The organism is Pseudidiomarina tainanensis (assembly GCF_900115255.1).
Lineage (GTDB): Bacteria > Pseudomonadota > Gammaproteobacteria > Enterobacterales > Alteromonadaceae > Pseudidiomarina > Pseudidiomarina tainanensis.
In genome coordinates this window covers 153,239-176,356 of sequence record NZ_FOYU01000001.1, presented here as the reverse complement: position 1 = coordinate 176,356, position 23,118 = coordinate 153,239, and the positions used below count along the sequence as shown (strand labels likewise).

Below are 23,118 nucleotides of genomic sequence, written 5' to 3'. Positions count from 1 at the left end.
AGCGTCAATTAGTGTAAGGTCAATAGTTTAACATTATGTGACAGAGTTTTGTTGTTCTGATTTCGGTTCTGGCGGCTTGGTCAGACCATACCAGCTCAACATCGTTTTCATACCACGGCGCGTATCATTAAGAATCAAGTACAAACTCGGTACCAATAGTAACGTGATCACAGTGGCAAATAAGATACCGAATGCAAGTGATATTGCCATTGGAATGACCAACTTAGCTTGCATACTCTTCTCAAGCACGATAGGCACCAAACCGAAGAAGGTCGTCAACGAGGTCAATATAATGGCACGGAAACGCGCCACACCAGCTTCAGCTACAGCTTTACGTAAGCTTTCACCGTCAGCACGCGCACGGTTAACGTAATCCACCATAACCAGTGAGTCATTTACGACAACCCCCGCCAACGCAATAATTCCGAATAAACTTAGTATCGAAATTGGCATATCTAAAATCCAGTGCCCCACCACGGCACCAATCATGCCGAACGGAATGACTGACATGATAATGAGCGGCTGACTATAAGACTTCAGAGGAACGGCCATCAGCGCATAAATTGCAAACAATGCGAGAACAAAACCAAGCGCCAGTGAACTTGTTGCTTCCGCTTCATCTTGTGACGCCCCTTCAAGCTGGAATCCAACTGATGGATAACGGTCAAGAATCGGCTGAATTTTGTCTTCACGAACTTGACGAACGATATCAAACGGTTGCACTTTGTCTTTATCGACACGAGCACGCACATTCACCGAACGCTCACGATTAATACGTGTAATCGTGTTGTAGCCTTTGGCAAAACGTACATCTGCAAGCTCAGTGAACGGAATCAATGAACCATCAGCAGTGCGCAATTTCATGTCTTCTAGGTTGCCGACAGACTGACGCTCCGATAGCGGATAGCGTACCATCACTTTGACTTCTTCATCGTCACGCTGAATCCGTTGCGCTTCTGCACCATAGAACGCATAACGCACCTGACTTGCAAGCTCCTGCAAGGTAATGCCCATAGCGGTCGCTAACGGTTTTAGCTCAAGAATAATCTCATCATTGCCCTCACCGAAGGTATCTTCGATATCAAACACGCCATCAAATTGGGCAAGATCTTGCTTCAGTAAAGTCGCCGCTGCAGCAAGTTCTTCGAGGTTTTCACCGGTGAGCTGGAATTCAACGTCAAAACCACCACCACCGCCGATGCTTCCTTGGAAGTTCAGCGCTTTCACGCCAGCAATTTCTGGCGTGCTTTCGCGCCAATTATTGATGATTGCGAAACCATCCAGATTTCGATCTTCACCTTTCTCAAGCTCAGCGAATACGGTTCCGCTGGTGGTTCCATTCATCCACACGTTGATGTGCTTGATAATGTTTTCACCATTTTCTTCTTCGGCTTGCTTATCAACATCTATCAGTGATTTTTCAACCGCCTGCAAAGTACGTATCGTGGCTTCTTCAGAAGCACCCGGTTGCATGGTTACATTCGCCTGAATGAAGTCGCTTGGAATATTGGGGAAGAATACCCAACGCACGGTCCCGCCAGCAATGAGGCCGATGGAAAGAATGAATAACCCAATAAACGCAGCCAAGGTGGTGTAGCGATAATGCAGACATTTTTTCAAGAATGGCTGATAAAAGTTCTTAGCGAAATAAAGCAATCCGTTAGAAATTTTATTACGCACCCGTTGAAAGCCATTTTGCTTTTCATTGCCGTTTTTCGAAAATTTCATGTGGGCTATGTGCGCTGGCAGAATGAATTTTGATTCAATTAAAGAAAACGCCAAACACAAGATGACAACCCAAGCGATTGATTCCCAGATTGCGCCCATACCGCCTTCAACCATCAGCATTGGAATGAAAGCTACCATCGTTGTGAGTACGCCAAAGGTCGCCGGCATAGCGACCTTTTTAGCGCCAATAACAACGTTATCAATCGACTTACCGTTCTTTTCTATCTCGGAGTAGGCACTTTCACCGATAACTATGGCGTCGTCCACCACTATGCCGAGCACGAGTATAAACCCGAACAACGAGATCATGTTGATAGAGATATCGAACATCGGTAGTGGCATGAGTGCAATTGTGCCCAAAAAGCAAAGCGGAATGCCGATCATGACCCAGAACGCGAGTCGTAACTGCAAGAATAACGCTAGCATAATGAAAACCAACGCTCCCCCAAACAGCATATTGTCTATCATTAAATCGAGGCGACCTTGGAGGTAGTATGATGAATCTCCCCAATGCGCTATTTGAATTTCCGGTGGCAGCTCTTTTTGTTTACGGTCGATATAATTTTTAACTAGTTCAGCTGTTCTTAAATCGTTTTGATCACCAACCGAATCAACTCGCACAAAAGTCGCCATCTTTCCATCAAATTCCGTGAAGCGACGACGCTCAATAAAGGCATCTTGCACGGTAGCAATATCGCCTAGCGTCAAACGTGTGCCGTCTGGGCGCTTAATTAAAACAATTTGCTCAAACTCATCACCAACATAAGCTTGGTTATTTGCGCGGAGCAAAATATCGCCGTTCGGTGTGCGAATTGAGCCGCCTGCGACATCCAACGAGGTGCCACGAATGGCAGAGACGATATCTTGAAAGGTTAAGTTGTAACGCTGTAAATCAGCTTCTGAAATCTCGACTGAAATTTCATAGTCACGGGCACCAACAACTTCAACTTTGGTAATCCCGCCAATATCTTTAATATCGTCGCGAATCTGTTTCGCAAGCTCTTTTTGGGTTGCTTCTCCGACATCGCCAAAGACACTAATCCAAATCACCTGACGTTGCGGTCGAATCCGATAAATATTAGGCTTTTCAATTTGCTGGGGAAAGCTTGGAATCGCATCAACCAACATTTTGATTTCGTCCATGACCACCTGAACGTCATAGCCACTTTCGACTTCAATCGATACTGAGCCGCTGCCTTCACGTGCTGTTGAAGTAACCCGCTCGATGCCGTTTACGTCTTCAATGGCATCTTCAATTCTGACTAAAACACCCTGTTCGACTTCTTGAGGTGCTGCCCCTGGAAACGGCACCTGAATACTGATGATATTTAGCTCAATTTCGGGGAACATTTGCTTGCGCACCTGCCCCACCATGAAAATACCCGTAATAATGATAAGCGCCATTAACAGGTTGGCGGCAACGGAGTTGTTCGTCCACCAAGCGATAATGCCTCGTTTTGGATCGATATCGTACTTACTCATTGTCGTTACCTGCTACACCAGCGGTTTGCGTTTCTTTCGTTTCCTGTTGTTTGATCACTGGATCACCTGGAATACGCACTTTCATGCTCGGTAAAGCATTCGACAGTTGGGTTAGCACAACCAAATCGCCACTTTCTAATCCCTTATTAATGACAACATGTTGCGCTTCTGAACGTACAATATTCACTTCACGCTGCTCTAAGCGACGCTCATCGCCGACAACCCAAAGTGTATTATTAATTGACAGTGCATAACGTGGTACACGAAACACTTGCTGTGCTTCAATGCCTTCAATCACCAACTCAACAAAGCGTCCGAATCGCAGTGGAACTGGATGACGGTCTGACTGTTGGTTATACGGGTCTTCAACTTCCACTACCCCATAAATTACACGGCTATTTTGATCGAGGACTCCTTCGCTACGCACAAGGTTACCGTGCCAAGTATACGTCTCACCTGCTACCTCACTAGTTAAGGCAACATGTGGATATGCGCCATCATGGTTCGCGTCAGGGAGATCAATATAAGCTAAATCGCGATCACTCAGCGGCACTCTGATTTCAGCAACCTCTGAGCCATAGAGCGTCCCGACTTGTGTGTTCATCGTCAGAAATTGACCGATATCCACATTTTTATTTTGTAGAATACCCGCGTATGGCGCACGAATTGTGGTTCTATCTAAATCACGTTGTGCTTTTGCCACAGCCGCTTCTGCGGATTGCACCGCAGCAACAGCGCTAGCAACTTGTGGTTCGCGAATACCTAAGGCTGGAATCTCGCCCATCTGGAGCGACTCCCATTCGTCTTTGGCCACTTTTGCCCGTGCACTTTCCTCTGCCAATGCTGCTTTTGCTTGCGCCAATGAAGCTTTAGCACTCTGCAAGGCAACACGATAGTCGGCTGGGTCGATCTGAATAATGACTTCACCTTTATCAAAGAATCCACCGTTCACAAAGTTCGCAGAAATTTCGATAACTTGACCACTGACTTGCGAAACAAGATTGGTCATGTGTTTCGGCCGCACATTTCCTTGCCCCTCGACTTCAAAGCGAATATTTTCAGGCTGCGCTTCAACAACTTCGACCAACACTGGCGGTCGTTCATTGCTTCGTTGTGGAGGCTGCGGACGCAATGCCGTCATTAATACCAGAAGCAAAATTGCAATGACCAAAATGAGTGGGGGTAATAGTGCGCGTTTCTTAAAAGCCATAACTTCCCAGTTCCATAGGTGAATATTCTGAAGATAAATTTCTTGGCTTATAGTATGACTAATTCTTGTCTAAGCCGTTAGTAACAATATGTTAGCAGTTGTAAACAAGTCCACTTTCCATGTTTAACCGTTTAACAAATAACTCTCACCAGCCTCTATAGCCCGCGGGCCGCCGGAAAGTAATACAATGTCATCAGTCATCAATTCAAAGTCGCCATGAACCTCTATAAACTCTTGTTCACCACGGCGCACCGATTTTATTTGTAGATTCAAGTCTTCAAGGCCCAACTCGATCAATTTTTTACCGCATGCGAAGGCATTTTTAGGCAGTGATACCGCATGGAGAAACTGCAACCGATCAAGTTTTTCAGGATCCATATCTGTCGTTTCTCCAGGATAGAATCCATGCATGTCGCCGTAATGTGAACGCCGCGCGTGATCCAGTCGTGAAAGGATTTTGCGAATCGGTACACCAGAGCGACTGAGAATTTGCGAAACCAACATCAAGCTCGCTTCAAGAGTATCCGGCACGACTTGGGTGGCACCTGCCTCCATCATAGCTTTCAGTCGCACATCGTCGCGACTGCGAACAATAATCTCAGCATGTTCATTAAGATTTCGGATTGCTTTGAGTACATCAATCGCACGTTCGTCATCGGCAAAACTGATAATGATGAGTTCCGCTTCATCTGCATGGACAGCGCGCAAAATATCGCGGCGGATGGCATTACCAAAGAATACTTTTTGACCACCAGCAACCGCTTCTTGAACCCGCTTGGCATCATGATCAATGGCTAAATAATCAATTCCTTCGTTCGTTAAAAATCGAGCGATTGTTTGGCCAACGCGACCAAACCCGAGAATAAGAACGCGAGAATGCTCATCCGTAGGATACGGCAGATTATCTTCTTCTGGTTGTGTCGTCGGGCGAATAATATAACTCACGAACGATTTACATCGTTGAATAACTAATGGCGTTAGTGCCATGCCAAACACGCCGACACCAACCAAAATTGAAGCGGTGGTTTGATCGAATAACTTAAAGCTCAATGCAAGTGATGCCAGCACAAAGCCGAACTCTCCCATTTGGAACAGCATCAACCCTGAACCCCAAGCATCTTCTTTGCGCTCACCCATTAATCCGGCAAGAACTCGGACAATCACTAACTTGACAACGCCAACGCCGAGGACAATGCCAATAATCCAATGAATATTTGCCACAAACACATCAAGATCTAACTGCATGCCTACAGTAATAAAGAATAGGCCCATCAAAATGTCGCGAAAGGGTCGTATATCCGCTTCTAATTGGTGCTTATATTTACTTTCACCAAGCATCATACCGGCTAAAAACGCGCCTAATGCCATCGATAAGCCAAACAAGTGCGTCATACCACCAGCCACGAGCGCAACGAGCAATGTTGCCAATACAAATAGTTCGTCAGTTCGCAACTTCGCGATTTCACGAAACACATGCGGCAATACCCACTTACCAATGGCCATCAATACCAGAACTACTCCCGTTCCCTTCAATAAGGCATAACCAAGGCTCTCCCACATCGAGATATCACTGCTTGATGCAAGTAACGGAATAACAATCAACATGGGGACGACAGCAACATCCTGGAACAATAGGACTGCGACCGTCATTTGACCTTTCTTTGACGTCAGTTGTGAAGACTCACCCAGTTGTTTAATGACAACTGCGGTTGATGAGAGTGCCAGCGTACAACCGATAATAAACGCACTCACCCAGTCTTCAACAAAGTAAACAGCGAGAACCGCGAACAAAGTCGTACAAATCACAACTTGCCCCGCGCCGAGGCCAAATACCTGACCGCGCATCGCTATCATTTTTGGCAACGAGAATTCGAGACCGAGTGAAAAGAGTAAAAGGACTATGCCGAGTTCTGCTACAAAGTGGTATTCGTCCGGATCAGCAATCCAGCCCATAATATCAGGGCCTGCGATGATACCAGCCGTTAAATAGGCCAAGATTGCTGGTAGTTTGACTTTTCGAAACGCCCAAACCAATACGACAGCAATAGCCAACAATAATAAAATGTCAGTAAACCCGCTATTCACGGTCACTCCCTGAGTCGATACAAACCTACACAAATAAGTGATAAACCAACGAGTGTGGTTATTTGAATGGTTTCACCGAGTATAAAATAAATTAAGATCAATGAAATAAATGGGCTTAAAAAAATCAGCGTTGAAATCTGCGCGGTTTTTGTAGCCAACCGCATGGCGGTGAGCCACAAGAAAAAGGTGATACCCATTTCAAACAATCCAACGTAAATTCCTGCGCCAATTCCTTGCCAACTAAGGTTTACATACGTGGATTCTGTATCAGTAATCATGTTCATTAGATTAAAGATAACTAACCAACCGGAGCCCCATGCAAAACACCAAAATAACGCTGGTACCGGTTTGTCGGTATTTTTTGTGTTGATCAGCCAATAGCTTGCCCATAGCAACGTACTGAATAACGCCAACCCAATACCAACCCAATTCGTTTGCGCAAAGTCCCAATTTCCACCTGTCGCTATTAAGAAAACGCCAACGTACGCTAACAGCATAGCAAACAGTTCTTTTGCGGTGAGTTTTTGATGTAAAAATGGCACCGCTAACAACGACATAGTGATTGCCCAAGTGTAATTGATCGCTTGCGCTTGTTGCGCAGGTAACTGATCGTAGGCGGCAAATAATACCCAGTAATATGCCGCCGGATTAATAAATCCTTGCAGCGCGTAGAATCCGATACGATTTCGCCCAACTTGCCAGACTTCGCGCCAGCGTTGTTGTACCGATAGAATCAAAGTAAAGGTGAGTAAACTCGTAAGAGCTGCAATCGTGAGTAACTGCAATGGCGTAAGATAGCGCAGGGCTAATTTAAATGCGGTGGCGACGGTTGACCACAGTAATACTGCGGCAAGTGCGTACAGAATAGCTTTACGTTGATCCATGCTGTTCCTTGAGCAAGAAGATGAAGACACTAAAATTAACGTGGCTTCATGGTGAGAACAAGAAGTCTGTCTTTATTATCTGCGGTAATCCGAGTTACGACACAATTCCCCCACTCTACACGGGGGGTCGCATTATTCGTGGTCAATAACATTTGTGTACGTAGCTGTTCTAATTGCGCATACGAAGGAATTGCCGCTTGATGTTGTTGCAGCCAATACCGCAAAACGCCTCGTTGCAATTGCTCTGCTGAATTTTCCAACCAACGCGTTGCTAATCGGCCATCGCTATCGATGTGCGGATTAACACGATCTGCAAGTAATTGTTCCATCAATTCCTGAGTTTCGCTACACAGTTGAGCACTGCGTAATACTGCTTGGCCAAAGTGTGGCCAGCGCTGCTCGAGTTTTGGAATCACCTCATGCCGCAGAAAGTTTCGTTCAATACTGGTGTCGTAATTGGTGTCATCTTCAATCCAAAACAACTGATGAGCGTGGGCGTATCGGTAAATTTCTTCTTTGCTGACATCTAACAGCGGTCGTAACCATCGCTGCAGTCCCTTTGTGCTCTGCATTGCCATAGCTGCCAGCCCTTTGGGCCCAGCACCACGTTTCAACTGCAGAAGAAACGTTTCGATTTGATCGTTACGATGTTGCCCCAGCAAAAAAATAGCATTCGCATCGGCAATTTCGCTCAATCGCTGATAGCGTGCTTCTCGACCGGCAGCTTCTTTGCTGATACGACTACCTGACAAAACTTTGAGCGGCTCGCAAATCATGGTGAAATCGCGATCTTCACAATCGAAAATCAAACCTTGGGCCCACTCTGCGGAGCTCGGGTGAAAGGCATGATCCAAATGCACTGCAAGATAATTAAATTGAGGGAATTCTTGGCGAAAACTATCCGTTAAATCTAATACGGTTTGAGAATCGGCACCGCCCCCTAAACACACCACAATCTGCTGCTTTGGCTGTGGATTGAGTGCTAACAAGCGTTGCTTGAATAACGTATAAAGGGGATCAGTGTTGCCACTGTCCCCTTCATGCTTTGCTGTCGATGTCGCATTATTCAACGCGCATCACTCCATATTAGCAATAACCAAATGACATCAATTTCTGATAACGCTGCTCAAGACGAGCTTCGCTATCGAGATTCACTAGAGCATCAAGATCCGTTAACAGTTGCTTTTTCAAGCGGCGCGCCATTTCTTCATGATCACGATGCGCGCCACCAATTGGCTCCGCAATAATCGAATCAATTAAGCCGAGCTCTTTTGAACGTTGTGCTGTGACACCCATCGCTTCAGCTGCTAGTGGCGCTTTTTCAGCACTTTTCCAAAGAATCGATGCACAACCCTCAGGAGAAATAACTGAGTAGGTTGAGTACTGCAACATGTTGACTCGGTCACCCACGCCAATAGCCAACGCACCACCAGACCCGCCTTCGCCGATAACGGTACAGATAATTGGTGTGTTCAAGCGCGCCATAACCTTTAAGTTACGTGCAATCGCTTCTGATTGACCACGCTCTTCGGCACCAATACCAGGATATGCACCAGGGGTATCAATAAAGGTAATAATTGGCATTTTAAAACGTTCCGCCATTTCCATGAGGCGCAACGCTTTGCGATAACCTTCAGGTTTCGGCATACCAAAATTACGGCGAATTTTCTCTTTGGTTTCACGCCCTTTTTGATGACCAATAATCATCACTGGTGTGCCATCAATTCGAGCTGTTCCGCCAACAATCGCTTCATCATTGGCAAACGCACGATCGCCAGCTAACTCATCAAAGTCATCAAAAATGTGCTTAATGTAATCTAGCGTATACGGGCGTAACGGATGGCGCGCCAATTGTGCGACTTGCCAAGCACCTAAATCACCAAAGATCTTTTCAACTAATTGCTCGCGCTTCTCTTGAAGCTTCGATATTTCTTCTTCAATAGAAATATCGAAATCACCTTTAGCGCCAACCGCTTTTAATTCTTCGATTTGCGCCTGAAGTTCTGCAATAGGCTGTTCAAAATCTAAAAATTTAAGACTCATTATGGCTCCCATTTGCCATTAAAATTCGAGTTCAACCGCCTGCTGACCAAGCTGTTGCTGCAACTCATACATCAATTCATCGGTTGGGGTCACATACCATTCTGTGGCCGCCACGTATTCTGCCGTTAAATCGGGGCGCACATAACGGATATGCAACGGGCACGTGCCCTGTTTAAACGGCTCAATCAATTGGCGTAATTGAACGAGCCCTTGCCCCTCTAGTTGTTCTTGACGCACTGTAAGGCGTAATACTTTGGCGTATTGTTCACGCATGCCAACAATAGTCATCACTTCTCGCGCCGTCATTGTATTGGCAGAGGAGTAATCATCAAAGCTGACCTCTCCTTTTACCACTAAAATTTGGTCTTTTTCGAGTAAGTGTTGATAATTTTCATAATCTTTAGCATAAAAACGAACATCAAAACGAGCCGTTTTGTCATGCAATGTCACAATCGCCCAACGTTGATTTTGTCGATTCAACATGGTACGCACATCGACCACAAGCCCTGCTACCGTTGTTGTTTGGTCGCGACCTGTTGGTCGCACGTCAGCTAGGACGCACGGCACATAATTTTTTAACTCTTTTCGATACCGGTTTACCGGATGACCTGTTAAGTATAGCCCAAGTGTTTCGCGCTCGCCTTCAAGCCACATTGCCTCTGGCCAAGCTGGTACCGTTACAAACTCATGTTCAATCTCAACATCATCAGCTGCTGATGTCAGTACGCCGAATAAATCACTTTGACCCATCGCCTCTGCACGTGCATGTTGCTCGGCTTGGCGCATTGCTTTTTCGAGTGTTGCCATTATTGTCGCACGATGCGGACCTAATGAGTCCATCGCACCAGCTTTAATTAATTTTTCCAACACACGGCGATTGAGCTTTTTCAAATCAACTCGACAGCAGAAATCAAAGAGATCGGTAAATGGGCCATCTTCGCGGGCAGCTAAAATGGCTTCAATTGGCCCCTCGCCAACACCTTTAATGGCGCCAATGCCATAAACAATTTGCTGTTGCTCATCGACAGTGAATTTATACCGCCCAACATTCACATCAGGAGGAAGTACTTTCAAGCCCATGTTCTCACATTCATCAACCAGCGTGACAATTTTGTCAGTATTGTCCATATCAGCTGACATCACGGCCGCCATAAACTCAGCGGGATAATGGGTTTTCATCCAGAGTGTTTGATACGAAACCAACGCATAGGCAGCCGAGTGCGATTTATTAAAACCGTAACCCGCAAATTTTTCCACAAGGTCAAAAATCTTAATGGCTAGGTCGCCATCGATCCCATTCTTGCGCGCGCCTTCTTCAAATACTGCACGCTGCTTTGCCATTTCTTCCGGCTTTTTCTTACCCATCGCTCGGCGCAGCAAGTCTGCGCCACCTAATGAATAACCCGCCAATACCTGAGCAATTTGCATAACCTGCTCTTGATAAAGGATAACGCCATAGGTTGGTTCAAGAATCGGCTTCAAAGATTCATGCTGGTAGTCTTTATCAGGATAAGATATCGCTTCACGACCATGCTTACGGTCAATAAAGTTATCAACCATGCCTGATTGCAATGGGCCAGGTCGAAATAACGCCACCAAAGCAATAATGTCTTCAAAACTATCGGGGAGCAGCTTTTTAATTAACTGCTTCATACCCGACGATTCCAACTGGAATACAGCCGTGGTCGCCCCCTTTTTTAGGAGCGAAAAACAAGCAGGATCATCAAGCGGAATGTGATTAATATCGATTGGTGGCTGACCATCACGTCGACGATTCGCATTCACCATATCTAGTGCCCACTGAATAATCGTGAGTGTCCGCAGCCCCAAAAAGTCGAATTTTACTAATCCGGCAGCCTCAACATCGTTTTTATCAAACTGAGTAACCGGCTGTTTACCTTCTTCATCACAATATAGCGGCGAGAAGTCTGTAATTCGCTCCGGTGCAATGACAACACCACCGGCGTGTTTACCGGCATTACGCGTGACACCTTCGAGAATTCTCGCCATGTCGATAATTTCCCGAACATCATCATCTTGTTCGTACATTTCGACCAAGCGCGGTTCGACTTCAAACGCTTTTTCTAACGTCATGCCAGGGTCGCCTGGCACCAACTTGGTAATCTTATCGACAAAGCCGTATGGATGCCCCAGAACACGGCCTACATCACGTATCGATGCTTTGGCTGCCATCGTACCGAAAGTAATAATTTGCGATACCGCCTCACGACCATATAGCTCCGCCACATGATCAATCACCTCATCACGGCGATCCATACAAAAGTCGATATCAAAATCGGGCATCGACACCCGCTCTGGGTTAAGGAATCGCTCGAAAAGCAAATCCAGTTCGAGTGGGTCAAGATCCGTGATCTTCAACGCATAAGCAACCAATGAGCCGGCACCGGAACCACGCCCCGGTCCGACCGGAATATTGTTGTCTTTAGACCACTGGATAAATTCCATAACGATTAAGAAGTATCCCGGAAAGCCCATCTGGTTAATGACGTCGAGTTCGATTTTTAAACGCTCGTCGTATGGCTTGCGTAACTCCATACGTTTTTCTGGGTCGGGAAATAACACTTCAAGGCGTTGCTCAAGCCCTTCTTGCGATTTTTTGACTAAAAAATCTTCCGGCGTCATGCCGCCGGTAGGAAACTCTGGTAATACATACTCATCTAGAGTAACCGTGACATTACATCGTTTGGCTATTTCAATAGTATTCGCCAAAGCTTCTGGAATGTCCGAGAATAACTCAGCCATTTCATCTGGACTTTTAAGATATTGCTCCGAGCTATATTTTTTCGGACGGCGCTTATCATCGAGCGTGTAACCATCAGAAACCGCCACGCGTACTTCGTGTGCCGTAAAATCTTCTGGTTTGAGAAACATCACTTCATTGGTTGCCACAACCGGAACATCACAATCAGCGGCCAATACGACTGCGGCATGCACATATTCATCTTCGCCGGCTCGTCCTGTTCGTTGCAGCTCGAGGTAAAAGCGGTCGAAAAAATGTTGCTGATAAAACTCGAGCAACTGTTGCGCTTCGTCTTGACGGTTTTGTAAAAGTTTTCTGCCGATATCGCCTTCACGGCCACCGGATAGAAGAATGATTCCACGCTGATGTTCAGCTAGCCATTCTTTGTTAATACAAGGCTTACCACAGCGATGCCCGGCTAAATAGGCCCGACTAATCAGCTGCGTAAGCTGCTGATAACCGTCGTTATTCATCGCCAACGCGGTCAATCTGAATGGCTCGTCTTGCGAATCTTCTGACCAACCTTCAGGCAACACCCACAAATCACAGCCAACAATCGGCTTTAAGCCTTTATCGTGGGTGGTGCGATAAAACCGAACCAAACCACACATATTCATTTGATCAGTCAAGGCGAGCGCAGGCATCCCCATACTTGCGGTTGCTTCACAGATTGGTTTCACTTTCGCTAATCCATCGATCATAGAAAAATCGCTGTGAATGCGTAAGTGAATAAATTGCGGCGGTTGTTTTACATCGCTCATGCGCTATTTCATACAGTATCTAGTCATCATTCGCCTATTGTGCCGTATGCGTTGATGTATGTCATGTAGTGATTTTAGCCTTAACAAAACCCTGTAAAAAATGCCTAAAAACTGACTAAAAGTTGAAAGGTTGTTATAGTATTTCTTAATCGAATCACTAAGTTGAGCGCAATGTCAGATTCTAGCTTTGTTGCATACGATAGTTCAAAACAGTTACTTAAACTAAGTGGCGCGTGGAGCTTTGAGAATTACTCAGCCATTGATAAATCTTTACACCAAGTCGCGTCGCAACAACCGATCCAATTTTTAGACTTCGCTGAGCTTGAACGTCTCGACTTGAATACTGCGAGTTTACTTGCCGAATTAATATCCCCAACTCAGCTTAAAAAACTCCTCGAATCGGCTCAACAACTTCAACCTACGCATCGTGACATTTTTCATCAATTACTGCGTGCCTACGATATCCAAGCGCAGTCAGCACCCCAAGCAACAAGGCCTTGGTACTCATTTATTGCTGATTTAGGCGCGTGGGTATCCAAACTCGGTTATCAATTTATTGTTCTGATGAATTTTATTGGACGTGTATTGCTAACAATGTTGCAAGTACTGCCACAGCCGCAACGATGGCGCATCACTTCATGGTTTTTTCATATGCAGCAAGCCGGTTTGGCGGCTATCCCGATTATCGCATTAATGGGATTCCTGGTGGGTGCGGTGGTCGCCTTTTTAGGGGCCACCGTACTTCGTGATTTTGGCGCCACGATTTATACCGTCGACCTCGTTGCGTTTGGCTTTATGCGGGAGCTTGGCGTGCTATTGGCGGCAATATTACTCGCGGGACGAACAGCGAGCTCGTTTACCGCTCAAATCGGCGCCATGAAAGTCAACGAAGAGCTCGATGCGATGCAAGTTGAACAGCTCGATAGTGTTGAACTACTCGTTATTCCTCGCATTTTGGCACTTCTGATTATGTTGCCGCTACTTAGCTTTATCTCAACGCTGGCTGGGTTGATTGGCGGCGCTGTGGTCGCCATTGCGAGTCTTGATATCTCGCCAACCCAATACTTAACGATTTTAAATGAAGTACCGATTCGCCATTTTTGGGTTGGGCTAAGCAAAGCGCCATTTTTTGCCGTTATTATCGCGGTGATTGGTTGTCTTGAAGGTTTTAAAGTAACGAACAGTGCCCGCTCAATTGGCGAACATACAACCTCAAGTGTGGTTCAAGCGTTGTTCGCCGTGATTTTACTTGATGCCATTGCGGCTTTGTTTTTTATGGAGATGCAATGGTAATGACCAACGTACAACCGATTTTAAAACTTGAAAACATTACTACGAAGTTTGGCGATTCGGTGATTCACGAAGGCCTTAACCTGGATGTTAATACCGGTGAGATTTTAGGGTTGGTCGGCGGTTCCGGAGCTGGTAAATCGGTGTTGCTGCGTACTGCTATTGGCTTAAATCAACCTGCCACAGGTTCCGTTCATTTACGTGCAAAGCAAATTGGTATGCTATTTCAACATGGCGCCTTATTTTCGTCCATGACTGTGGCCGAAAACGTCGCTTTGCCGTTATTTGAACATACCTCATTGTCACGTCATGAGGCGTTGCGCTTAGCTCGTTTGAAGCTAGCACTCGTTGGGCTAGATAGCGCCGCTGGCGAACGCTATCCAGCCGAACTTTCCGGCGGCATGATCAAACGTGCAGCACTCGCTCGTGCGTTGATTCGAGAACCGGATATGGTGTTTCTGGATGAACCGACTGCCGGTTTGGACCCAATCAGTGCGGCTGCTTTTGACCAACTAATTTTAACCCTATCAAAAGCACTTGGCTTAACCGTTGTGCTCGTTACGCATGATTTAGACACGCTCTACGCCATATGTGATCGGGTTGCTGTGCTTGCTAAGAAGCACATCATTGCTATTGATAGCCTAGCGAAAGTTGCGGAGCATGAAGACGCTTGGATTCAGGCTTATTTTCATGGTCCACGCGGACGTGCCATTATTGAATCACATTCTAATCAGTCAGCTATTACCGCGGAGAGTTAAATCATGGAAACCAAAGCGCACCATATTATTGTCGGTATTGCGACCCTATTGCTACTTATTGCAGCATTAGCATTTAGCCTTTGGCTAGCAAAAGCTGACTCAGAACAAGCTTATAAAAATTACGATGTTCTGTTTAAAGAACCGGTTTCTGGTTTAACGGTTGGTAGCCCTGTGCAATTTAACGGTATTAGTGTCGGTGAAGTAACACAGCTAAGTCTGGACAAAAATGATGCGCGCATGGTGCGAGCACGTATTCGGATTACTGCGGAAACACCTATTACAAAAGCGACCAAGGCATCTCGGACGTTGCTGAATATAACGGGCGCGAGCGGTATTGCACTAGAACAAAGCGTGGCTAAGAGCCAGCCGATTAATCAACAAGATGGCATTCCTGAAATTGTCGCAGAACCATCTGAACTAACTCAATTACGCCTCAACACCGAAGAGCTTTTTGTCAGCGTCAGTCAGGTCATCAATAACGCCAACCGACTTTTTTCTGAAAATAATATGCAAGCCATTGAGTCGATTCTAGTTAACATCGATACCTTTAGTGGTGAACTCGCTGAGCAATCGCAGAACTTTGCTTCCGTTCTCGACAACCTGCAGCAAAGTACCAAACAATTGAATGATTCTTTGGTGGCATTGGAGAGTGAATTAACCGAGCGTAGCGAGCCCTTATTTAACAAAGCGGAAGAAACTCTCGGCAACCTAGCGGCTGCCAGCAATCAACTTAATGAACTGATGCAACAAAATCGCGGTAATATTGATGCTGGCATGGCAGGAATTGCCGAAGTTGGACCAACCTTACTCGAGTTACAGGTTACGCTAAAACGAATAAATGCGATTGCTGCGCGCTTCGAAACAGAACAAATGAAGGAGTACCAACCATGATGCTAAGAACCGTTACTTTAGCAGTTGGCTTTGCTGTTTTTGCGAGCGCATGTAGCGTGTTACCTCAGGCAACGCCTATCGACTATTACACACTGCAACCAGCACCCGTTGCTCAACAAAATAGGCCTGTAAAGTTATCTAACATTCGCGTTTCACAACCGGAGCTGAATGATGCGTTACAACTCGAGCGTATAGTTCGAATTACCGATATTGGCAGTATTTTGGCTTACCCCAATGCCAAATGGAGTACCTCAATTTCAGCGCTATGGCAAAGTTGGTTGCTTGATGCATTATGGCGCGACAGTCGCTTCAGCAATATTAGTTCGGAACAACAAGGTCTGGATAGCGATTGGCGGCTTGCTGGGCGCTTACAGTCGTTTCATATTGAAGAAACTTCTGCTGGGCCGGTTGCGATAGTGCGTTACGATGCGCAACTGATTGCCACCAAACAACGCAAAGTCGTCAAAAGCATGAGTTTCAGCGCACAAAGGCCATTAAGCGGCAATGAGACAAGTGATGCGGTAACTGCGCTAAGTTCAGCAAGCGCCGAAGTCGGCCAAGATTTACTGGAATGGTTAGCGACGTCACCAATGTAACGTCGATACTGTGATTTATTGCTATGAACAATAACAGGGAGCGTTAGCTAAACGAGCCAACAAAAGCATGAATACCCTCTTGCTTCAATGCGTCTAGCGCCTCTTCAAGGGCGGCAGTGTCCGTTTCGAAGTGGTCTTCCCAAACTGTCGAGTTATTGTCTGCATCAACAATCTCAAGAATCCAATCGCTGTCTTCGGTGCGATAGATATCAATACTTACCGTTAAACCCTCTGCCGAAAAATCTTGGCATAACGGGCTCTGAATATACTCAACCGCATCTGTCATACAACGTCCTTAAAAAGTAAGAAGGAAAATAGAGGCGCATTCTAGCACTAACCAAATAAAAAGGGCATCCGCTAGGGATGCCCTGACTTAGTCTCTAACTGAAATAAATTACAGACTTGCTAATGCGCCATTCAACGTTTGCGATGGGCGCATCGCCTTATCAACCAGATCAGCGTTTGGTTGATAATAGCCACCAATTTCAACTGACTGACCTTGAACACCGTTGAGTTCTTCAACAATCTTCGCTTCGTTCTCATTTAAGAACTTAGCTAATTTGCTAAAACGCTCAGCTAATGCGGTGTCTTTGCTTTGCGCTGCAAGCGCTTCTGCCCAATACATGCCAAGGTAGAAGTGGCTGCCACGGTTATCAATCTGACCGAGCTTACGTGCTGGCGATTTGTCGTTTTCTAAGAACTTCGCAGTTGCAGCATCAAGCGCATCGGCAAGAATTTGTGCGCGGTCATTATTGTTACGCTGCGCCAAATGCTCAAGTGAAGCGGCCAATGCTAAGAACTCACCAAGTGAATCCCAACGCAAATAGTTTTCTTCAACAAATTGCTGAACGTGTTTTGGAGCTGAACCGCCGGCGCCAGTTTCAAATAAGCCACCGCCATTCATTAACGGAACAATTGACAACATTTTCGCAGATGTACCCAACTCAAGAATTGGGAACAAATCTGTCAAGTAATCGCGCAGAACGTTACCGGTGACAGAAATCGTGTCTTTACCATCTTTCATACGCGCTAAAGTATGTTGCGTAGCTTCAGTCGGTGCCAAAATACGCAAATCAAGGCCGTTAGTATCATGCTCTTTCAGATACTCATTTACTTTCTTGATTAGTTCTGCATCATGCGCGCGCTTCTCATCAAGCCAGAATACCGCAGGCATACCACTTAAACGTGAACGATTAACCGCTAATTTCACCCAATCACGAATTGGCGCATCTTTCACCTGGCACATGCGCCAAATGTCGCCTTTCTCAACTTCGTGAGAGAATACAGTTTCGCCCGCTTTGTTTAGCACAACCACGGTGCCGTTAGCAGGAATTTCAAAGGTCTTATCGTGTGAACCATACTCTTCTGCTTTTTGCGCCATCAAACCAACGTTTGGTACTGTACCCATTGTCGCTGGATCGAATGCACCGTGCTCCTTACAGAAATCGATGGTTGCTTGGTATACACCCGCATAGCAGCGATCTGGAATCATTGCCAAAGTATCTTGGGTTTTGCCCGCACGGTTCCACATTTTGCCGCCGTCGCGAATCATCGCAGGCATTGATGCGTCAATGATCACATCACTTGGAACGTGCAAGTTGGTGATACCTTTGTCAGAGTTAACCATTGCTAACTCTGGTTGCTGGTCGTATACCGCCTGAATATCAGCTTCAACTTCTGCACGTTGGTCGGCTGGCAGTTCAGCGATTTTCGCTAACACATCACCGAACCCATTGGTTGCATCAACGCCCAATTCTTTGAACAAATCGGCATGCTTCGCAAAAACATCAGCAAAGAAAACTTTGACAGCATGACCAAACATGATTGGATCAGAGACCTTCATCATAGTGGCTTTCAAATGCAAAGAAAGTAATACGCCCTGCTCTTTTGCCGCCGCAGTTTCTTTTGCGAAGAATGCTTGCAACTGAGCAGCACTCATACGTGCCGCATCAACAACTTCACCAGCCAATACCTTAACTGAGTCTTTCAGAACAGTTTGACCTGCAGGTGTGTTGAGAACAATTTTAAGATCGTCGGCTTGCGCAAACGTTGTTGATTGCTCGCTGCTATAGAAATCACCATCACTCATATGAGCAACATGAGTTTGTGAGTCTTTTGACCATGCACCCATACGATGCGGATGCTTCTTCGCATAGTTTTTTACTGATGCTGGCGCACGACGATCGGAGTTACCTTCACGAAGAACTGGGTTTACAGCCGAACCTTTGATTTTATCGTAACGCGCTTTAACATCGCGCTCTTCATCGGTTTGTGGCTCAAACGGATAGTTCGGAAGATTATAACCTTGCGCTTGTAATTCTTTGATTGCAGCAGTTAGCTGCGGAATTGAAGCACTGATGTTTGGTAACTTAATGATATTTGCTTCTGGGGTTTTAGCTAATTCACCAAGCTCAGCAAGAGCATCACCAATGCGTTGCTCTTCTTTTAAATACTCAGGGAAGTTCGCAATAATACGACCCGCTAATGAGATATCACGGGTTTCAACAGAAACACCGGCAGCATCCGTAAAAGCACGAATAATCGGAAGCAATGAATATGTTGCTAAACGAGGTGCTTCATCAGTTTCGGTATAAATAATCTTTGAACTATCATTCGACATAGTGATTCCTATTCATTAGTTCAGGACAGAAAAAAGTGGCCCGAATTATAGCAGGATATGCCGCAAATCACTAGCGCTTAGCAGTTAGTCAATTACCACATTGTTCAGTAATTCATCAACTAAGAAGTGGCATTGTTGATAGATTTCGAACAAATCACCATGCTCTTCCACCGGCTTTCTCATGGCTAAATCATATTCAAAGTCGAGTATTTGAGTGAGGTATTTGCCGAGTTCGCCAGTTTGCTGCAAGACAGCCTCACGTACGTGCTCTGAAATATGTAAGTCTTCTAGGAATGTTTCCTTGTCGATACCGAGTAACACATCAGAACCGGACAATAATCCCGCTAAAAACGCCGCACCTGAGAGACGATTAAATGGATCTTTTTTGCGAGCGAGTTCACTGCACATGTAAGCTCGAATTAGAACGAGTTTCGTTTTGGTTGGCGCTTGCCCTTTTACCGAAACAATCAGCAGTACCCACTTTCTTAGCGGCTCAAGGCCGAGCAACATGACAACTTCTTTCAACGACTCGATTTTTCGCGACAGGCCATAATAGGGGCTATTCGCAATACGCAGAAGGTTCACCACCAACACCGGGTCGGTTTGCAGTGCCGCGACAATCTCATACAGTTCAGGGTCTTCACTAAACAATTGATTGATAACTAGCGTTAATTGAGTAGCAGCTGCTGAAGGAACACGTTTACCTTCTACCACCGTTGGGCGCGCTAAGTAGTAGCCTTGGAATAAATCGAAACCGAGTTCTTTATACCGTTCGTAGGTTGCTTCATCTTCAACGCGTTCGGCGAGCCATAACGCATCAAGCTGGCTTAATTGCTCAAACCGTTGTTGCGCGATATCAAACGATGTTCTCTCAATATCAACCTTAATTATTGATGCAAACTCTAACAGCGGAGTCCAACTATCTTGAAATTCAAAGTCGTCTAAAGCAAATCGAAAACCTTTATCTACCCAGCGTTTAACCGCATCAATGATTTCAGGCGTCGGTTCTATTCGTTCAACCAATTCGACAATGACATGATTTGGGGCTAATGGGAGGAATAAACCAGAGAGTAGAAATTCTGTTGAGACATTCACGCATACAGGCAATTTCACGTGTTCAACGTAATCGAGGAGCCCCGTGCAGAGATTGTATAAAACTTCACTAGTCGCCACACTGTCGCCGACTTCAAATGCACTGACACCGTTTTCGTGACGATACAACAACTCGTGTGCATAAACATCATTATTGCGACTATAGATAGGCTGTGAAGCAAATAAAATCTCGGACATTTTCGTACTCGATTGATTACAAATTATTTACTAACCTGTATATCAAAAAAAGGAGGACAGAGCTAGCTCCATCCTCCTTTTAACATTGCATTTTACGATGTTAGAACTTGAAGTTTACTTTGGCATATACGAATGCACCACGAGGATTGTGGACACTGGACGCATAACCATATAAATCGCCGTCACCATCGCCAATAGCAAATGGCGGCTCTTCATCAAGTACGTTATTAGCACCAAAAGTTAAACGGGTGCTTTGGCTAAAGTCATAGCGCATTTGTAAATCGAGCAACATCATTGCATCTACGGTACGCGCTTTACTCGCCTCGACATCTTGTGGAGACTGATAGTCTTCAAATTCACCGATGTATGTCACGATGGCTGTTGCGCCCCATGCATCGCGACTCCAGTCAACACTACCAATCCAACGGTGCTCTGGATAGTTATATTCACCAGCATAATCAATACCGTTTTTCTCAAACTTAGTCATGTAGGTCCAATCTAGTGCGAATTTCAGATCACCCATATCATTCAATGACATTAAATAGTTGGTAGAGAGATCAAGGCCACTCGCTTCTTGCGAGCTAATATTGATATAGCTGTTGTATAAGGTAGATAACGAACCAAGTTCCTGCCCTGGTAACGGATCTAAACGAACACAAACAGTACTATTCTGGTCGTTACACTCAGCTTCATAAACTAACTCAAAATCATTGCGATCAATTTTGTTATCTTGAGTGATTGACCAATAGTCAGCACTGATATCCCAAGCGTCATTGATCTGCCAAACACCACCAATGTTCCAGCTTTCGGATTCTTCAGCTTCCAGATTTGGGTTACCGCTAAACACAATTGTGTAATCGGTTGCAGCACACGCTGGATTGCTCGGATCAGGAGTCGGACAGCGATAGGTATCAGTAAAGAATTGGGATACTTGTGACGGACCTAGACCAATTTGCGCGAGTGATGGCGCACGGAATCCGGTTCCGGCCGAAGCTCTTAAGGTAAAGTCATCAGTGACAAACCATTGAATCTTACCTTGCGGGTTGGTACTTGAACCGAAATCGCTATAATCATCATGGCGTACGGCTAAACTGACCTCGACAGCGTCACTCACTGGCACTAGAAACTCAGCATAGGCTGCCCACTGATCTCGTTCTGCTTGAGCTGACACCGACTCGGTACCAAAAATCAAACCACGCTGGAACTGGTCATCTGGTGTGTCGACAACATCTTCCTCGCGATATTCAAAGCCAGCCGCCATCGATACATAGTTATCGCCTAACTGGAATAATTCACCGGTGATGCTTCCATCGACTGCAGTCAGATGGGATTCGCCACGACGGACGAGACTGGTTGTGATGGCATCAATAACTTCCGGATCATTGGTAACACCGCCAAATGGATTATATCGACCTGCATTAATTTCCTCTTGCAAGAAGTCTGTACGTACCCAACCTTGGTCTTTATTGCCGGTCTGCAATCCGCGACTACGTGCTTTGGTTGCCGATACATCCCAATCCCAAGCGCCAAGCATACCGCGCAAACCTGCGACGAACCGTAATGTATCAGACTCGATATCCCAAACTCGATTACCTGCATCAACTGTTCGATAGCGGTTAATATCGACGTACTCACCAAAAGGGTTGTTTGGATGATCTGCTGGCACATATAAACCAGCATCACCGTCTAGAGGTGTTGCTGCGCCACCAGCTTTTGAACTGTTGTGTTGTACAGCAAACTCAATGTATGCATCAACATTAGCGCTAACTTCAAAGTTTGATAGAACCATGGCCCCTACACGTTCTGCTTCAGGCCAAGTCATCGTAGCGGGACCGTAATCATACACACAGGTTTGACCAAACGTATTTTCTTCCGGGCAGCCTGGGTCGATCACAACTTCGCCATTTAGGATAAAATTACCCGGATATCCGCGTGATGACCGAAAATCATTACCACCATACGGCGCTTGGTTTGCTGTACCAAAACGACCCATTTCACTCCCCATAATTGAAGTGTTGCGATAATAATCAAAAATTACTGTGGTATTATTACGCCCTGAACCGGTACCCCACACGGTACTCATTGAAGTTTCGTCGTAACTTGGTCCGGTGGTACTACCATGACTTAGACTTAATTCCATACCATCGAAGTCTTTACGCAAGATAACGTTTACGACACCGGCAACTGCATCGGAACCGTAGAGCGCTGACGCACCATCTTTTAAGATATCAATACGTTCAATTGCAGATACCGGAATAGTATTAATATCGACAAACGAATTCGCTACCCCCTCAGCGAACGCTGATACATTAACCCGTCGACCATTAACTAATACTAGCGTTGCGTCGGCACCGAAGCCGCGTAAACTTACTGCAGCACCGCCGTTAGCCGTTGAATCTTGGCTATTTCCACGAGTCGAAAACGTCCCTGCACCTGCCGCCGGTGAGCGTTCTAGAATTTGTTGAAGGTTTGAGAAGCCCGAAGCTTCAATGTCTTCCCGAGAAATAATATCAATCGGTGAAGCGGTTTCCATGTCAGTACGGTTGATTCGTGAACCCGTTACAATAATCCGTTCTTGTGCCTCATCAGCATTCTGACTTTCTGATTGGTCTTGTGCCGCAGCAACGCTAGGCAGCAATGACGCGACAGCAAGAGCACTCAGCGATAAGTTAAATGACTTAGCTAAACTTGTCATAATAATGTTTCCTGGTTGTTTTAT

15 protein-coding genes are annotated in these 23,118 nt (G+C 45.7%); 4 read left to right on the top strand and 11 right to left on the bottom strand.

Features of this window, described 5'->3' with window-relative positions:
• Positions 1–33: 33 nt before the first annotated feature.
• The 7 genes from BM292_RS00810 to dnaE form a co-directional block, all read right to left on the bottom strand.
• Complete coding sequence (locus BM292_RS00810; RefSeq protein WP_092854342.1) at positions 34–3,210, bottom strand: efflux RND transporter permease subunit; 3,177 nt, start codon at positions 3,208–3,210, stop codon at positions 34–36.
• Positions 3,203–4,420, bottom strand: coding sequence for an efflux RND transporter periplasmic adaptor subunit (locus BM292_RS00805; protein ID WP_092854340.1), 1,218 nt, complete (start codon positions 4,418–4,420; stop codon positions 3,203–3,205). The genes BM292_RS00810 and BM292_RS00805 overlap by 8 nt, the downstream gene beginning before the upstream one ends.
• Positions 4,421–4,543: 123 nt before the next feature.
• Positions 4,544–6,505 (bottom strand): monovalent cation:proton antiporter-2 (CPA2) family protein, encoded by a 1,962-nt coding sequence (locus BM292_RS00800; RefSeq protein WP_092854338.1) that lies wholly within the window; start codon positions 6,503–6,505, stop codon positions 4,544–4,546.
• 2 nt (positions 6,506–6,507) lie between these two features.
• The gene (locus tag BM292_RS00795; RefSeq protein WP_092854336.1) at positions 6,508–7,389 is read right to left on the bottom strand and encodes a DMT family transporter; all 882 of its coding nucleotides are present in this window, start codon (positions 7,387–7,389) and stop codon (positions 6,508–6,510) included.
• A gap of 35 nt (positions 7,390–7,424) precedes the next feature.
• On the bottom strand, positions 7,425–8,459 hold the full coding sequence (gene tilS, locus BM292_RS00790; RefSeq protein WP_092854334.1) for a tRNA lysidine(34) synthetase TilS: 1,035 nt from the start codon (positions 8,457–8,459) through the stop codon (positions 7,425–7,427).
• 16 nt (positions 8,460–8,475) lie between these two features.
• Complete coding sequence (accA, locus tag BM292_RS00785) at positions 8,476–9,432, bottom strand: acetyl-CoA carboxylase carboxyl transferase subunit alpha (protein ID WP_092854332.1); 957 nt, start codon at positions 9,430–9,432, stop codon at positions 8,476–8,478.
• Positions 9,433–9,450: 18 nt separating this feature from the next.
• Complete coding sequence (gene dnaE / locus BM292_RS00780) at positions 9,451–12,954, bottom strand: DNA polymerase III subunit alpha (RefSeq protein WP_092854330.1); 3,504 nt, start codon at positions 12,952–12,954, stop codon at positions 9,451–9,453.
• 171 nt (positions 12,955–13,125) lie between these two features.
• On the opposite strand from dnaE, the gene BM292_RS00775 reads away from it, so the two are divergent.
• From BM292_RS00775 to BM292_RS00760, 4 genes are read left to right on the top strand one after another with little or no spacing between them, the layout of a single operon-like run.
• Positions 13,126–14,247 (top strand): MlaE family ABC transporter permease, encoded by a 1,122-nt coding sequence (locus tag BM292_RS00775; RefSeq protein ID WP_092854327.1) that lies wholly within the window; start codon positions 13,126–13,128, stop codon positions 14,245–14,247.
• Complete coding sequence (locus tag BM292_RS00770; RefSeq protein WP_092854325.1) at positions 14,241–15,002, top strand: ABC transporter ATP-binding protein; 762 nt, start codon at positions 14,241–14,243, stop codon at positions 15,000–15,002. The genes BM292_RS00775 and BM292_RS00770 overlap by 7 nt, the downstream gene beginning before the upstream one ends.
• Before the next feature lie 3 nt (positions 15,003–15,005).
• Complete coding sequence (locus BM292_RS00765; protein ID WP_092854323.1) at positions 15,006–15,893, top strand: MlaD family protein; 888 nt, start codon at positions 15,006–15,008, stop codon at positions 15,891–15,893.
• Positions 15,890–16,489 (top strand): ABC-type transport auxiliary lipoprotein family protein, encoded by a 600-nt coding sequence (locus tag BM292_RS00760; protein ID WP_092854321.1) that lies wholly within the window; start codon positions 15,890–15,892, stop codon positions 16,487–16,489. Before BM292_RS00765 ends, BM292_RS00760 begins: the two co-directional genes overlap by 4 nt.
• 43 nt (positions 16,490–16,532) lie before the next feature.
• On the opposite strand, the gene BM292_RS00755 is transcribed toward BM292_RS00760, so the two are convergent.
• The 4 genes from BM292_RS00755 to BM292_RS00740 all read right to left on the bottom strand — a co-directional run bounded on the left by BM292_RS00755 (position 16,533) and on the right by BM292_RS00740 (position 23,094).
• Positions 16,533–16,775, bottom strand: coding sequence for a hypothetical protein (locus tag BM292_RS00755; RefSeq protein WP_092854319.1), 243 nt, complete (start codon positions 16,773–16,775; stop codon positions 16,533–16,535).
• Positions 16,776–16,883: 108 nt separating this feature from the next.
• Entirely contained in the window at positions 16,884–19,109 is a 2,226-nt protein-coding gene (locus tag BM292_RS00750) for an NADP-dependent isocitrate dehydrogenase (RefSeq protein ID WP_092854317.1), read from the bottom strand.
• Positions 19,110–19,193: 84 nt separating this feature from the next.
• A complete protein-coding gene (locus BM292_RS00745) occupies positions 19,194–20,399 on the bottom strand; it encodes an EAL and HDOD domain-containing protein (RefSeq protein ID WP_092854315.1) in 1,206 nt (401 codons plus the stop codon).
• A 100-nt stretch (positions 20,400–20,499) separates the two neighbouring features.
• Positions 20,500–23,094: a TonB-dependent receptor plug domain-containing protein gene (locus BM292_RS00740; protein WP_092854313.1), complete on the bottom strand. Its 2,595-nt coding sequence runs from the start codon at positions 23,092–23,094 to the stop codon at positions 20,500–20,502.
• Between the last annotated feature and the right edge of the window lie 24 nt (positions 23,095–23,118).

What these genes read in the sequence shown, in the direction of transcription:
- BM292_RS00810 (WP_092854342.1), bottom strand. Translation starts at nt 3,210, where the DNA reads ATGAGTAAGTACGATATCGATCCAAAACGAGGCATTATCGCTTGGTGG.
- BM292_RS00805 (WP_092854340.1), bottom strand. Translation starts at nt 4,420, where the DNA reads ATGGCTTTTAAGAAACGCGCACTATTACCCCCACTCATTTTGGTCATT.
- BM292_RS00795 (WP_092854336.1), bottom strand. Translation starts at nt 7,389, where the DNA reads ATGGATCAACGTAAAGCTATTCTGTACGCACTTGCCGCAGTATTACTG.
- accA (WP_092854332.1), bottom strand. Translation starts at nt 9,432, where the DNA reads ATGAGTCTTAAATTTTTAGATTTTGAACAGCCTATTGCAGAACTTCAG.
- dnaE (WP_092854330.1), bottom strand. Translation starts at nt 12,954, where the DNA reads ATGAGCGATGTAAAACAACCGCCGCAATTTATTCACTTACGCATTCAC.
- BM292_RS00775 (WP_092854327.1), top strand. Translation starts at nt 13,126, where the DNA reads ATGTCAGATTCTAGCTTTGTTGCATACGATAGTTCAAAACAGTTACTT.
- BM292_RS00770 (WP_092854325.1), top strand. Translation starts at nt 14,241, where the DNA reads ATGGTAATGACCAACGTACAACCGATTTTAAAACTTGAAAACATTACT.
- BM292_RS00765 (WP_092854323.1), top strand. Translation starts at nt 15,006, where the DNA reads ATGGAAACCAAAGCGCACCATATTATTGTCGGTATTGCGACCCTATTG.
- BM292_RS00760 (WP_092854321.1), top strand. Translation starts at nt 15,890, where the DNA reads ATGATGCTAAGAACCGTTACTTTAGCAGTTGGCTTTGCTGTTTTTGCG.
- BM292_RS00755 (WP_092854319.1), bottom strand. Translation starts at nt 16,775, where the DNA reads ATGACAGATGCGGTTGAGTATATTCAGAGCCCGTTATGCCAAGATTTT.
- BM292_RS00750 (WP_092854317.1), bottom strand. Translation starts at nt 19,109, where the DNA reads ATGTCGAATGATAGTTCAAAGATTATTTATACCGAAACTGATGAAGCA.
- BM292_RS00745 (WP_092854315.1), bottom strand. Translation starts at nt 20,399, where the DNA reads ATGTCCGAGATTTTATTTGCTTCACAGCCTATCTATAGTCGCAATAAT.
- BM292_RS00740 (WP_092854313.1), bottom strand. Translation starts at nt 23,094, where the DNA reads ATGACAAGTTTAGCTAAGTCATTTAACTTATCGCTGAGTGCTCTTGCT.